The sequence below is a fragment of the Wenyingzhuangia gracilariae genome, assembly GCF_056387575.1.
Window position 1 is genome coordinate 2950770 of record NZ_CM150748.1, and the last position, 14516, is coordinate 2965285.

The following is a 14516-nucleotide window of genomic DNA, read 5'->3' on the forward strand; positions in this document are numbered from 1 at the left end:
CTAAAGGCTTTCTCTTAGTAATTTAAGTATGTGTTTGTAGTAATCAACCTGATGAGGAACAAAACTATGAGTATGGATGTAATTGTTTTCTAAAAAATCAATAGGAACTAATTTTAAATCGCTTACTTCTGATGTTTGTGGGGTTAATTGGGAAAGTTCTGTATGCAATTCACTTAAAAAAATATGATGAATTTCATGATCTATAAGTCCATTAGCATGGAAGTGTTTTTCTTCCCAAATACCCTTGTAGTTTAATTGTTTTGTAGAAACAGATAAATCAATTTCTTCTTTTATTTCTCTGATGGCAGCACTTGTATAATCTTCTTCCGAAGCTATGTGGCCTGCTACCGACACATCCCATAAGTCTGGGTAAATTTCTTTGGTTTTGTCTCTTTTTTGGAGCAGAACTTCTCCTTTTGGTGTATAAAACCATATATGTACACTAGCGTGTAAAATTCCATTCTGATGTGCAAAACTTTTCATACAAGCATTGCCTGTAGGTTCTCCTTTAAGGTTTACAATATCTATAAGTTCATCCATAATAAAAAGAAACTGTATAGGGTAAAGATACTATCTTTTTATTTGTAATTTTACACTCTTATTAGAGAGAAAATACCAAATGAAATATCCTGAAAATGAATTGGCACAATTGGTTGTAGCTTCTTGTGTATCCAATCATGTTAGCGAGGTTGTAATATCACCAGGGTCTCGTAATGCTCCATTAACTATAGGTTTTAGTCAAATGTCTAAAGTGAATACCTATAGTTTAGTAGATGAGCGTTGTGCAGCTTTTGTCGCTTTAGGAATGGCTCAAAAAAAACAAAAAGTTACGGCGGTTGTGTGCACCTCAGGCTCTGCTTTGTTAAATTATTACCCTGCAGTATCAGAAGCTTTTTATAGCCACATTCCTTTACTTGTAATTTCTGCAGATAGGCCTAAACATTTAATAGATGTAGGAGATGGGCAAACCATTAGACAAAAAGGAGTTTTTAAAAATCATATATTGTTTGAAGCCGATTTGGTAGAAATTAAGGCAGATGCTGATAAAATAGCTAATAAAGAACAACTATACAAAGCCATAAAGATTGCAAATACCCAAAAAGGACCTGTGCACATTAATGTTCCTTTTGATGAGCCTTTGTATAATTTGGTTCCAGATATGTTAGCGTATCCTTTAGAAAAAATAACAGAAGAGCAAGAGCTTACAGAAACTCCTTTGGAGTTAAAAGAACTAGAAGAGTTTGCAGGTATATGGAATAAAGCGGCTAAAAAAATGGTTTTAATAGGAGTGCATCAGCCTAGTGAATTGTTGCAAACGCAAATAGATCATTTGTTAAAAGATCCATCCGTTTTAGTATTAACCGAAACCAATTCGAATATTAACTCTAACAATACGATTAATAACATAGATCAGTTCTTAGCAGGTTTTTCAGAATCAGATAAAGAATTTTATCAGCCAGATGTGTTGTTAACTCTTGGAGGTTTAGTGGTTTCAAAAAGAATTAAGCAATACTTAAGGGCTTTTAAACCTAAAGAACACTGGGCAGTACACAGTACAACAGGGTATGATACTTTTTTTGCATTAACTCATCATTTTAAAGTTTCGTCTGAGTTGTTTTTTAGCCAATTTTTTTGGTTAACAAAACCTAAAGAAAGTACATATCAGCAACAAGGATTAAAAATTAAAAAACATAGAAAAAACAAACATCAAGAATATGTAGCATCTTGTGAATATTCTGATTTTAAGGTGTTTGATATTTTGGTGTCGTTCTTTCCTAAAAATTCTGTTTTGCATTTAAGCAATAGTGCAACAGTTCGCTATGCACAATTATTTGATATTGATGACTCTGTAGCTGTTTTTTGCAATAGAGGAACTAGTGGTATTGATGGTAGTACATCTACAGCAATTGGTTATGCTATGCAATCAGAAAAACAAGTAACACTGGTTACAGGCGATATTAGTTTTTTGTATGACAGCAATGCATTGTGGAATACTTACATTCCTAATAATTTTAGAATTGTAATTATAAATAATAACGGAGGAGGAATTTTTAAAATTTTACCTGGCCCCAAAACAACCGGAGCCTTGTCTTATTTTGAAACCCCACACGGATTAACCGCAGAGCATTTAGCAAAAATGTATGGCTTTGCATATATAACAGCCAATGGGATTGATGATTTAGAAAAAGAAATGACATCTTTTTATTTAAAAAGTCAGCAACCAAAAATAATAGAGGTTTTCACACCAAGTGATAAAAACGATCAGGTTTTGAAAACATATTTTGAATCGTTTAATATATAGATTATGGAAGAATTTAAAGAAGGACAACAGGTAGAGGTTGTGATAGGTGCTTTTTCTAAACTAGGAATTACCGTATTGGTAGATGAGGTTTGTGAAGGAATGTTGTATAAAAATGAAGTTTATCAACGTGTAGAAGAAGGACAACGATTGAAAGCTTATGTTAAAAAAGTAAGAGAAGATGGAAAGTTGGATATTTCTTTACAGCCTATAGGTTTTAGAAACAGCATTACAAAGTTTCAGGTACAAATATTAACAGCTTTAAGAGCTCATAACGGATTTTTACCTTTAACAGACAAATCGGAACCAGATACAATTAAGTACGAATTGGGAATGAGTAAAAAAGCATTTAAAAATGCAATTGGTGGTTTGTATAAAAACAAAGTTATTGCGTTAGAAGATAACGGAATAAAATTGTTAGAACATATTCAAAAGTAAAAAAAGGAAGCCATAGCGCTTCCTTTTTTTATAATTCTAAGTGAGTTTTGTATTGACCAAACTATTTATACTGTTTGTAGACATACTTTGTTTGTTGTGAGATTTTATGGCAAAAAAGACATTATCACTTATGTGTTTAGATTCTATAAAATCTTCTTTACTAATAGAGTCTTTGGTAATAAGAATTACGTGTTTTTTGTTTTGAGTACTTACTTTATAAATGTGATACCCTAACAATGCCAATGTAGGATTGGTGTAATAAATATTGGTTTTTACATAAATAACACCAATAATAAACAAGATTAAAATAAACATCAATCCGTTTCTCTCCTTAGATAAATCAAAATCCAAATCAAAACTTAACAAAGGAACAACATAGGTAACTAAAAAAGTAAGGTGTTCCCAATTATGGTCTTCTACTTCTGTAATTTGTTCTGGTTTGGTAACACCATCTTCTATTATGTATTTAAACTTATAATAGAATAAGAACCCAGATACAATAAATATTAGGCAGACAATAGGAATGGCATTAGATATAATAAGTTCTTTAATTCCATTGGTGCTGTGTTTTTCAAAATAAATGGGGATGTTTATTTTGTTAACGAATAATAATAAGAATAACAGCCATAGCGACAGTACATAGAGTTGAATTTTTAGTAACATTTTTTTCAGTTTTTAAGCAATTTGTTAAACACATAATTTTTATATTTTACAAGATGTTTCTTGTGAGGTATTTATGTTCTGTTTTACAATTTGCTATAAAAAAAGGGGGATAGTTAATGGTTTTGGTTTAAGTATCAGTTTTTTCATAGCTCAATAAAGTTAAGTAAAAAAAAATTAATGCTATGGAGTACTTTGTTTATGAGAGGGCTAGCGTGTTAAAAAAACATTATATCTACTGCTAAATATTATCTTTTTAAAATAAAAACAACAAAGCCTTGCAAAATTTAGCAAGGCTTTGTTTGTGTATAAAATGTTAAAATTGATCTTCTTCAAATTCAAGTTCTGCATCTTTTTCCCAAATTTCCATTTCGCAAGGTTTGCAGTTAAATTTTAATTTGTACTGATTTTCTCCATGGGTTAACGTTAAAGGTTCCTTTACTTTTGCTCCCATAGTGTCTCGCTGATACCTAGCACATTTACCTAGTTCGTATTTTACACAATACTTGGTGGTCATTACTCTTGCTTTTCCAGGATCCCATTGCAATTCAAATGCTTTTTCAATTTCTTCTACACCATGTCTTTTGTAAAATTGTCTTGCCAATTTATTAGAAACGTTGTAAGTAAAGTCTAATGTTTTTTCTGGGTAAGGATGGTCTGTTTTTACAATAGGTTGTTCGTCTCTATCATATTCTTCAATCCTAATATCAATTAACTTGTCTAAAACAGTTCTTCTTATTTCGTTAATTTTAGAAATAGGCACAAACCAATTGTTTTCTATATCAATAGTAATGTTGTCAACAATAAAAGGAGTATTACCTGTTTTGACTAAGTTTTTTTCTAAGTTGTTTTTTAAGAAACCTTCTTTTTTAGCGAGTTCTTTGGTAATTTTAAACCCTTCAGAACTGGTATGTCCATCTTCATCAGTAGCTATAAGTTGAAAACCATACTGCGTTTCTTCAAACCTTAGTTCTACTCCAATTTTTCTAATAGCACTGTTGTCTTTTTCTACTTGTTTGTTAAAATTGGCATCGGAATTTCTAGAAATTAAAGTTCCAACAGCAATGTTTTTAAAGTTGTTAGGAGTAATCCATCCGTTTTCTACGGTATTTACTTGTACACCGTCAGCTTCATTGTTTTCGTTAATAAAGTACAAACCGTCACCGTTGTTTAGTTTTTCGGCATTTTCTATTAAGTATCTTCCGTTTTTAACCTCAAGAACTTTCCCTATAATTTGACCTTTGGATTTTGGACTTTCCCAAGAACCTATTTTGGCAATTCTTTTGTTAACAAAGTAATCGGTATATCCACGGTTAAAGCTTCGTCCCATTTCGGCATCAAACGTATAAAAAGTTCTACCCGATGAAGCTTTTTGATAATTTTCTTTTCCTTCGTTATTTAAAAAGTCATCTAATCGTTTTCTTAAGTACGATACGTTGTTTTTAACATAGACTACATCTTTCAGTCTTCCTTCAATTTTAAAAGACATCACTCCAGCTTTTATCATTTCAGGTAGCTGATCACTTAAATCTAAGTCTTTAATAGATAGCAAATGACTGCTTTCAATCAATGTATCACCATTACCGTCTGTTAATTTGTAAGGCAATCTACAGTTTTGAGCACAAGAACCTCGGTTGGCACTACGCTCACCACCAGCAACACTCATATAGCAATTTCCACTAAAAGAAACGCACAAAGCTCCCGAAACAAAAAATTCTAGTTCCACATCGCAAGCTTCATTAATCTCTTTAATCTGATCAAGATTTAGTTCTCTGGCTAAAACTACACGTTTCATTCCAGCTTTTTGTAAAAACTCTACCTGTTTAGGTTCTCTGTTGTTGGCTTGTGTACTTGCGTGAATTACAATAGGAGGCAAGTTCATTTCAAAAATAGCCATGTCTTGTACAATTAAAGCATCTACACCTATGTGGTACAATTCATGGATTAATTTTTCACAAGTTTCTAGTTCGTTGTCATATAAAATAGTGTTAATAACCACAAAAACTTGTGCCTTAAACAAATGGGCATATCTAACCATTTCTGCAATATCTTCTACAGAGTTATTAGCGTTTGTACGAGCACCAAACTGTGGAGCTCCAATATAGACAGCATCTGCTCCTGCGTTAATGGCTGCCATTCCTTGAACAAGGTTTTTGGCTGGAGCTAAAATTTCAACCTTTTTTTTCATAAATAATATTGCTTCTATACACTCTTTGTCTACTTTGTAAAGTTCTTTTTATCAGCTTGTTAAAGTAAGAGTTGTTGTTGATATCAAAATTAGGGATGGCAAAGTTACTATTTTTTGTTGGTAAAATAATTAATAATCAAACGTTTAAGAGTAATTTGTGATTGTTTGGCAGATTGAGGCAAACACCAATCGAAATAAAATTAAAATGATAACTTTACCCACTGTTAAATAAAATAAGAAACCAAATTAATTTGCATGTCAACAATCAATTGGAAAACCGCTAAAGAATACGAAGATATTACGTACAAAAAATGTAATGGAGTTGCCAGAATTGCTTTTAATAGACCCAATGTAAGAAATGCATTTAGGCCTAAAACAACATCGGAACTATACGATGCTTTTTACGATGCACAAGAAGATACTTCTATTGGAGTTGTATTGTTATCTGCCGAAGGCCCATCTACAAAAGATGGCGTTTATTCTTTCTGTTCTGGTGGAGATCAAAAAGCAAGAGGACATCAAGGTTATGTAGGAGAAGACGGTATGCACCGTTTAAACATATTAGAAGTACAACGTTTAATTCGTTTTATGCCTAAAGTGGTAATTGCTGTTGTTCCTGGTTGGGCTGTTGGTGGCGGACATAGTTTACATGTAGTTTGCGATATGACGTTGGCCAGTAAAGAGCACGCTATTTTTAAACAAACAGATGCCGATGTTACTAGTTTTGATGGGGGATACGGTTCTGCTTATTTAGCTAAAATGGTAGGACAGAAAAAAGCCAGAGAAATTTTCTTTTTAGGTAGAAATTATTCAGCACAAGAAGCTTTTGAAATGGGAATGGTAAATGCGGTTATACCACATGCTGAGCTAGAAGATACTGCTTATGAATGGGCACAAGAGGTTTTAGGAAAATCTCCGCTATCCATAAAAATGCTAAAGTTTGCTATGAATTTAACAGACGATGGCATGGTAGGTCAGCAAGTTTTTGCGGGGGAAGCCACTCGTTTGGCCTATATGACAGATGAGGCCAAAGAAGGAAGAAACGCCTTTTTAGAAAAGCGTAAACCAAATTTTGACAAAAAATACATAGTATAATTATAATTAGCTGATGCTTTTTCGTTAAATTTTAATAATTGTAAAGAATACTACTTTATGTGTAAATGATCATCGAGCGGAGTCGAGATGAAAATGCATGAACCACCAACTAAAAATAAATGAAACCACAAATCATAACTTTTTTAATAAAGTGTCCCGATCAAAAGGGAATTGTATCTAAACTAACACATTTCTTTTATCAAGAAGGATTTAACTTGGTTAGTGCACAACAATACACCAATTCTATTGATGGAATGTTTTTTATGCGCTTGCGCATAGAGTCAGACGATTCGGTAGTAATTAGTCAAGAACAATTAGAAGAACGCTTTGATCGTTTGGCACAAGCCTACAATATTGTTTGGAGTGTAGATTATGGAACGGCAAAACAAAAGGTTGCCATTATGGTTTCTCATACAACACACAACTTATATGATTTGTTGCAGCGAAACAAAGAAAACAAATTGCATTGCGATGTAAAAATGGTGGTTAGTAACCATACCAAATTAAAACCTATTGCCGATATGTTTGAAATTCCTTTTTATCATTTACCGGTAACTAAGGATACTAAAAAAGAACAAGAACAACAGTTGATAGATTTGTTTGATTCTAATGAAATTGATTTGATCATTATGGCTCGTTATATGCAAATTTTATCAAATGATTTCATCAATCATTACCCTAATAAAATCATCAATATTCACCATTCTTTTTTACCCGCTTTTCAAGGAGCCAACCCTTATATGAGAGCATATGAAAGAGGAGTAAAATTAATTGGAGCCACAGCCCATTATGCAACAGAAGATTTAGATGAAGGGCCTATCATAGAACAAGATGTAGAACGTGTAACACACGAAAGTACACCAACAACATTAAAAGCTATTGGTGCCGATATAGAAACCATGGTGTTGGCAAGAGCGGTTAAATGCCATTTAAACAATCAAATTATTGTAGATAGTAACAAGGCAATTGTGTTTCCAGAAACGGGAGAATAAAGCCTTTGTTAAAAAATAAAAAGTATATGAAAATCATTTGTATAGGAATGAATTATGTAGAACATATCAAAGAGTTTGATAGAGATTTTATTCCTACAGAACCAGTTGTTTTTCTAAAACCTGATTCGGCTGTATTGCCTAAAAAAAATCCGTTTGTAATTCCAGTTTTTTCTAACAGAGTAGAGTACGAAGTAGAAGTATTGGTTAAAATAAACAAAGTAGGAAAGCATATTGGAGAACGATTTGCACACAAGTATTATGATGAAATTGGATTAGGAATAGATTTTACAGCACGTGATGTTCAGTTAGATTTAAAAGCAAAAGGACAGCCATGGGAAAAAGCCAAAGGGTTTGATGGAAGTGCTGTAATTGGAGAATCTTTTGTTTCTAAAGAGCAATTTGCAGATTTAAACAATATTAATTTTAAGCTAGAAAAAAACGATGAACAAGTTCAAGTAGGAAATACATCGGACATGATTTTTAAAATAGATCAAATTATAGCTTATATTTCTACCATTTATACTTTAAAAAAAGGAGATATTATTTTTACCGGAACTCCTTGTGGGGTAGGGCCAGTAGCTAAAGGAGATGTTTTAAAAGGCTATTTAGAAAACGAAAAATTAATAGATATAAAAGTAAGATAGAATTTAGATTTTGGCTGTTAATTAATGGTTTTTAGTAATGAAGTATTTGTGAAAAAAACTAAAAGCAAACATCCAAATACCAACGTTCGGTATCCAAATATCTATTTACTAATATCCAACAACTATCACCCAAAAACTAATAAGCAGATTGAAAGCAAGTATAATTACCATTGGAGATGAAATTTTAATAGGACAAGTTTTAGATACCAATACACAGTGGATAGCTACTAAATTACATGCCTTAGGAGTAGAGTTGATAGAGACAGTTTCTATTTCAGATACGCAACAAGCTATTGTCAACGGAATAAATCACGCAGTTTCTATAGCCGATTTAATTATAGTAACAGGAGGGTTAGGTCCTACTAAAGATGATGTCACAAAGCATACGCTTACCAAATATTTTGATGATGAATTGGTGTTAAACCCAACAGTATTAGCGCAAATAAAAGGCATGTTTGCAAAAAGAGGTATTCCATTCGGAAAACTAAACAACGATCAAGCAATGTTGCCAAAAAATGCTATTATTTTACCAAACCCCATTGGGACAGCAGCAGGAATGTGGTTCGAAAAAAATGGAAAAATAGTAGTTAGTTTGCCAGGTGTGCCATTTGAAATGAAAGGGTTGGTGGAGAATGAAGTGCTACCAAGACTTGTAAAAAAAGGAGGTTTTCCATCACAAGCTTATCAAACCTACGTGTTGTATGGGGTTGGAGAAAGTACAGCAGCAGAAATGTTAGAAGATTTTGAAAATCAGATTCCAGAATTTATCAAATTAGCTTATTTACCTGCACCAGGACGTTTAAGATTGCGTTTAACAGGAGTACATACTAACAAAGGAATTTTAGAAGCTGTTCTTATGGAGCAAGGAGCCAAAATAGCAGAGGTTTTTAAAGAATATAGCTTTATGATAGGAGATGTAGATGCTGTTAGTTTTATAAAAGAAAAATTAATTGAAACAAAGCAAACATTGGCTGTAGCAGAAAGTTGTACAGGAGGTAGAATAGCTACAGAAATCACAGCACAAAGCGGAGTGTCTGCATTCTTTTTAGGAGGAATAGTAGCGTACAATGCAAGTCTTAAACAAAATTTGTTAGGAGTGTCTTTGGAAAGTATTCAAAAACATACTGTTGTTTCTGCACAAGTAGCATCAGAAATGGCTTTGGGAGTAAAACAACTAACGGGGGCAAATTATGCAATTGCTACAACAGGGAACGCAGGACCTACTTTAGACGACACATTAGAAGAGGTGGGAGTGGTTTTTATAGCCATCGCAACACAAAATCAAGTAATTGTAGAGAAATTTAACTTTGGGCAACCACGAGAAAAAGTCATAGAGCAGGCTAAAAACAAGGCTTTTGAAATGTTAAGTAAAGAAATATTAAAAAATCACTAAATTAATTTTGTTAGTACAAATAATTGTTGTTAAATTTGCACTCCGTTTAGAATTAAATTAAAACTGATACGAGATGTCAAAAGTTTGTGAACTTACTGGTAAAAAAGCAATGGTTGGGAACAACGTTTCTCACGCTTTAAATAGAACAAAGAGAAAATTCAACGCTAACCTAATTACAAAGCGTTTTTATATTCCTGAAGAGGATAAGTGGATTACCTTAAAAATATCTACTGCTGCGTTAAAGAATATCAATAAAAAAGGTATTTCTGCTGTAATTAAAGAAGCAAAGGAAAAAGGATTTTTAGTTAAATAATTTTTTCTTAGAAAAAAAGATATATAGAGATGGCAAAAAAAGGAAACAGAGTACAGGTTATTTTAGAGTGTACTGAGCACAAAGCTTCTGGACAACCAGGAACTTCTAGATACATTACAACTAAAAACAAGAAGAATACTCCGGATAGATTAGAGATTAAGAAATTTAATCCTATCTTAAAGAAAATGACTGTTCACAAAGAAATTAAATAATATAGGAAATGGCAAAGAAATCAGTAGCATCGTTACAGACAGGTTCTAAAAGATTGTCTAAAGCTATCAAAATGGTAAAGTCTCCAAAATCAGGAGCTTATACTTTTGTTGAAGCTATTATGGACCCTACACAAGTAAAAGACTTTTTTGCAAAAAAATAATTTTTGTAAAAATTGACAATACAAAGGCTACTTTCAATATCGAAAGTAGCTTTTTTTGTATTTTAACACTTTCTTGTTATAAACACAACACTGTTAAATAGTTAAATGTATGAGTTTTTTTAAAAAAATATTTTCTTCGGATAAGAAAGAAACTTTAGATAAGGGTTTAGAAAAAACAAAAACATCCTTTTTTTCAAAGCTTTCTAAAGCAGTTGCCGGAAAGTCTAAGGTAGATGCAGAAGTATTAGATGATTTGGAAGAAGTATTAATAGCATCTGATGTAGGTGTAAATACAACTTTAAAAATAATAGACCGTATAGAGGAAAGAGTAGATAGAGATAAATACTTAGGTACCGATGAACTAAATCAAATCTTAAGAGAAGAAATAGCAGGATTATTGTCGGAAACCAATGAAGAAGATGCAACAGATTTTGTAATCCCTAAAGATAAAAAACCTTATGTTTTAATGGTTGTGGGGGTTAATGGTGTAGGAAAAACAACAACCATTGGTAAATTAGCAGCACAGTTTAAAAAACAAGGATTGAGTGTGGTTTTAGGAGCAGCAGATACATTTAGAGCAGCAGCTATAGATCAATTACAAGTTTGGGCAGATAGAGTTGATGTGCCTATTGTAAGGCAAGAAATGGGTTCTGATCCTGCTTCTGTAGCTTTTGATACTCTTAAATCTGCAGTGTCTAAAAATGCCGATGTTGTTATTATAGATACAGCAGGACGTTTGCATAACAAAGTCAATTTAATGAATGAGTTGACAAAAATTAAAAGGGTAATGCAAAAAGTGGTGTCAGATGCTCCTCATGATGTATTATTAGTTTTAGATGGTTCTACAGGACAAAATGCATTTGAGCAAGCCAAGCAATTTACCTTAGCAACAGAAGTAACTTCATTAGCTGTAACTAAATTAGACGGAACCGCAAAAGGTGGAGTGGTAATAGGAATTTCCGACCAGTTTAAAATTCCCGTAAAATATATTGGAGTAGGTGAGGCGATAGACGATTTACAAGTATTCAATAAATTTGAATTTGTAGATTCTTTCTTTAAATAATAAAAACACAACACATAAAAAGAAGCTATTTTATGAAAGTAGATTTTCTTTTTTATATGTACAGTACTAGATACTTTGTACTGAATATTTGATACTATAAAATGCGTACAAAAACAGTAAAGCAAAATAAAATAAACGTTGTTACCTTAGGTTGTTCTAAAAACGTTTATGATTCTGAAGTCTTAATGGGGCAGTTAAAAGCCAACGGAAAAGAGGTGGTTCACGAAGATGAGAATGACGATGGAAATATTGTAGTTATTAATACTTGCGGATTTATTGGTAAAGCCAAAGAAGAATCTGTAAACACAATTCTTCACTATGCAAATAGAAAAGAAGAAGGATTGGTAGATAAAGTATATGTTACAGGATGTTTGTCTGAAAGATACAAACCCGATTTAGAAGCAGAAATAACCAATGTAGATCAGTACTTTGGAACACAAGATTTGCCAAACTTGTTAAAAGTACTAGAGGCCGATTATAAGCACGAATTAATAGGGGAACGACTAACAACCACACCTAAGCACTATGCCTATTTAAAAATAGCAGAAGGATGTGATAGACCTTGTTCTTTTTGTGCGATTCCTTTAATGAGAGGTAAACACCGTTCTACACCAATAGAAGAGTTGGTAGAAGAAGCTGGTAAATTGGCTGCAGATGGAATAAAAGAATTGATATTGATAGCACAAGATTTAACCTATTACGGGTTAGATTTGTATGGGAAAAGAAATTTAGCCGATTTGTTAAAAGAATTGGTAAAGGTAGATGGAATCGAATGGATTCGTTTGCATTATGCATTTCCAGCAGGATTTCCTTTAGATGTGTTAGATGTAATGAAATCCGAACCTAAAGTATGTAATTATTTAGATATTCCTTTACAACACATAAATACAGAAATTCTAAAGTCTATGAGACGAGGAACAACTTATGAAAAAACAAATAAGTTGTTAAAGGAGTTTAGAAATCACGTACCCGAAATGGCCATTAGAACAACTCTAATTGTAGGATACCCTGGAGAAACAGAAGAAATTTTTGAAGAATTAAAAGCTTGGGTACAAGAAATGCGTTTTGAACGTTTGGGAGTGTTTGCATATTCTCATGAAGAAGATACTCATGCAGCAACTTTAAATGATGATGTTCCAGAAGAAGTTAAAGAAGCAAGAGTTGCAGAAATTATGGAACTACAAGCTCAAATTTCTTGGGAATTAAATCAGGAGAAAGTAGGGAAGGTATACAAGTGCATTTTTGACAGAAAAGAAGGAGAATATTTTATAGGAAGAACCGAATCTGACTCTCCAGATGTAGATAATGAGGTTTTGGTAGATGCTAAAAAATATTATATCAAAACAGGAGAATTTGTAGAAATTGAAATTTATGAAGCAGGAGACTTTGATTTATATGGAATCCCATTAAAACAGTAGGATAATCAAGGGTCAGAACAGTAGCTACTAGTTGTTTAATTTACAACTTTTTTAACATTTGATATGGTTAGTAACAGGAACCTTTGTATATTTGTTTCTATAAATATTTAGGGGTAGGTATTTATAATGACGTTACACATTTTAATTTTTAGGGGTAGAAATTAAAATGTTGTTTTAAATAACAAGTAATGTTCAAAACAATTAGTCCAGTCAATAATTTTATTGCTGGACTTTCTTTTTTTTATAAATCTATCAAGTTGCCTAGCATTTTACAAATAGGTATATTTGTTTTTTATTAAGAAAAATACATGGAACCATTTATTGTATCTGCAAGAAAGTATAGACCACTTACGTTTAAAGATGTAGTGGGGCAACAAGCAATTACAAATACTTTAGAAAATGCAATAAAAAACAATCATTTAGCACAAGCTTTGTTGTTTACAGGACCAAGGGGAGTTGGTAAAACAACATGTGCCCGTATTTTAGCTAAAAAAATAAACGAACAAGCTACTCAAACAGAAGTAGAAGATGACTTTGCTTTTAATGTTTTTGAATTAGATGCAGCATCTAATAACTCCGTAGATGATATCCGATCTTTAATAGATCAGGTTAGGATTCCTCCTCAAGTAGGAAAATACAAAGTGTATATTATAGATGAGGTACACATGTTATCTCAATCTGCTTTTAATGCGTTTTTAAAAACATTAGAAGAACCACCTGCACATGCTATTTTTATTTTAGCAACTACCGAAAAACATAAAATAATACCAACCATTCTATCAAGATGTCAAATTTTTGACTTTAAGCGAATTACGGTGGTTGCAGCAAAAGATCATTTAAAAAGCATTGCAGTTCAAGAAGGTGTAAATGCAGATGATGATGCATTGCATATTATAGCTCAAAAAGCAGACGGAGCTATGAGAGATGCTCTTTCTATTTATGATAGGGTAATTAGTTTTGCTGGTAAAGATTTAACTAGACAGGCTGTTACAGAAAATTTAAATGTTTTAGATTATGACATTTATTTTAAGATTACTGATTTATTAGTGGAGAATAAAATTCCAGATGTATTAGTAGAGTTTAACTCGGTGTTGTCAAGAGGTTTCGATGGGCATCATTTTATAGGTGGTTTGGCATCTCATTTTAGAGATTTATTGGTGGCAAAAGACAATGCCACAGTTCAACTACTAGAAGTTGGAGACAATGCAAAAAAACAATATATAGATCAGGCAAATAAAGTTCAATTGTCTTTTTTAATTGCAGCCATAGACAAAGCCAATACTTGCGATTTACAATACAAAACAAGTAAAAATCAAAGATTGTTGGTAGAACTTTGTTTAATGCAAATAGCTTCTATTACCTATGGTGATGTAAAAAAAAAAGCAGTAACTATATAATTCCTGCTACTTTTTTTAGAGTACAAACAGCTTCTGTTTCAACAGAACCCAAAAAAGACATTGTAACCAAAGGTGTAGCCATAACACAAAGTGTTCAAAAAGAAATACAAGTAACAAACAGTTCTCCTGTTCAAAACACTCCTAACTCGTTAACCAGAAAAAGAAGAACATCAGCTTTATCTTTAAAAAAAGTACATCATAAACTAACCGATATAGATTATGTTGCCAATGATGATGATATTA

Annotated in this window: 15 protein-coding genes; 12 read left to right on the forward strand and 3 right to left on the reverse strand. The window is 32.4% G+C overall.

The features are described 5' to 3' along the window. Complete coding sequence (locus ACY2IJ_RS13005; protein ID WP_476724761.1) at positions 1-540, reverse strand: NUDIX hydrolase; 540 nt, start codon at positions 538-540, stop codon at positions 1-3. 79 nt (positions 541-619) lie between these two features. Between ACY2IJ_RS13005 and menD the strand changes: the two genes are divergently transcribed. Together menD and ACY2IJ_RS13015 are read left to right on the forward strand one after the other, a co-directional pair. Further along, the gene (menD, locus tag ACY2IJ_RS13010) at positions 620-2302 is read left to right on the forward strand and encodes a 2-succinyl-5-enolpyruvyl-6-hydroxy-3-cyclohexene-1-carboxylic-acid synthase (protein WP_476724762.1); all 1683 of its coding nucleotides are present in this window, start codon (positions 620-622) and stop codon (positions 2300-2302) included. A gap of 3 nt (positions 2303-2305) precedes the next feature. Then, positions 2306-2737: a S1 RNA-binding domain-containing protein gene (locus tag ACY2IJ_RS13015; protein WP_476724763.1), complete on the forward strand. Its 432-nt coding sequence runs from the start codon at positions 2306-2308 to the stop codon at positions 2735-2737. A gap of 36 nt (positions 2738-2773) precedes the next feature. Here ACY2IJ_RS13015 and kwaA read toward each other — a convergent pair whose 3' ends face one another. Both kwaA and ACY2IJ_RS13025 read right to left on the reverse strand, forming a co-directional pair. Then, positions 2774-3400: an anti-phage protein KwaA gene (gene kwaA, locus ACY2IJ_RS13020; RefSeq protein WP_476724764.1), complete on the reverse strand. Its 627-nt coding sequence runs from the start codon at positions 3398-3400 to the stop codon at positions 2774-2776. Positions 3401-3713: 313 nt separating this feature from the next. After that, positions 3714-5585, reverse strand: coding sequence for a peptidase U32 family protein (locus tag ACY2IJ_RS13025; RefSeq protein ID WP_476724765.1), 1872 nt, complete (start codon positions 5583-5585; stop codon positions 3714-3716). 255 nt (positions 5586-5840) lie between these two features. Between ACY2IJ_RS13025 and ACY2IJ_RS13030 the strand changes: the two genes are divergently transcribed. From ACY2IJ_RS13030 to dnaX, 10 genes are all read left to right on the forward strand, one after another. Further along, positions 5841-6680 carry a 1,4-dihydroxy-2-naphthoyl-CoA synthase gene (locus ACY2IJ_RS13030; RefSeq protein ID WP_476724766.1) on the forward strand — a complete coding sequence of 280 codons (840 nt, stop codon included), beginning with the start codon at positions 5841-5843 and terminating at the stop codon, positions 6678-6680. 119 nt (positions 6681-6799) lie between these two features. After that, positions 6800-7672, forward strand: coding sequence for a formyltetrahydrofolate deformylase (gene purU / locus ACY2IJ_RS13035; RefSeq protein ID WP_476724767.1), 873 nt, complete (start codon positions 6800-6802; stop codon positions 7670-7672). A 26-nt stretch (positions 7673-7698) separates the two neighbouring features. After that, entirely contained in the window at positions 7699-8316 is a 618-nt protein-coding gene (locus ACY2IJ_RS13040; protein WP_476724768.1) for a fumarylacetoacetate hydrolase family protein, read from the forward strand. A 148-nt stretch (positions 8317-8464) separates the two neighbouring features. Further along, positions 8465-9709 (forward strand): CinA family nicotinamide mononucleotide deamidase-related protein, encoded by a 1245-nt coding sequence (locus ACY2IJ_RS13045; protein ID WP_476724769.1) that lies wholly within the window; start codon positions 8465-8467, stop codon positions 9707-9709. Positions 9710-9782: 73 nt separating this feature from the next. Continuing rightward, complete coding sequence (gene rpmB, locus ACY2IJ_RS13050; RefSeq protein WP_073122502.1) at positions 9783-10022, forward strand: 50S ribosomal protein L28; 240 nt, start codon at positions 9783-9785, stop codon at positions 10020-10022. Between the two features lie 29 nt (positions 10023-10051). Then, complete coding sequence (gene rpmG, locus ACY2IJ_RS13055) at positions 10052-10234, forward strand: 50S ribosomal protein L33 (RefSeq protein WP_010134999.1); 183 nt, start codon at positions 10052-10054, stop codon at positions 10232-10234. Between the two features lie 8 nt (positions 10235-10242). Further along, a complete protein-coding gene (locus ACY2IJ_RS13060) occupies positions 10243-10395 on the forward strand; it encodes a DUF4295 domain-containing protein (protein WP_167190757.1) in 153 nt (50 codons plus the stop codon). A 109-nt stretch (positions 10396-10504) separates the two neighbouring features. Then, positions 10505-11458 (forward strand): signal recognition particle-docking protein FtsY, encoded by a 954-nt coding sequence (gene ftsY / locus ACY2IJ_RS13065; protein ID WP_476724770.1) that lies wholly within the window; start codon positions 10505-10507, stop codon positions 11456-11458. A gap of 101 nt (positions 11459-11559) precedes the next feature. Continuing rightward, positions 11560-12876 carry a 30S ribosomal protein S12 methylthiotransferase RimO gene (rimO, locus tag ACY2IJ_RS13070; protein WP_476724771.1) on the forward strand — a complete coding sequence of 439 codons (1317 nt, stop codon included), beginning with the start codon at positions 11560-11562 and terminating at the stop codon, positions 12874-12876. Between the two features lie 308 nt (positions 12877-13184). Further along, positions 13185-14273 (forward strand): DNA polymerase III subunit gamma/tau, encoded by a 1089-nt coding sequence (gene dnaX, locus ACY2IJ_RS13075; RefSeq protein WP_476724772.1) that lies wholly within the window; start codon positions 13185-13187, stop codon positions 14271-14273. Positions 14274-14516: the final 243 nt, after the last annotated feature.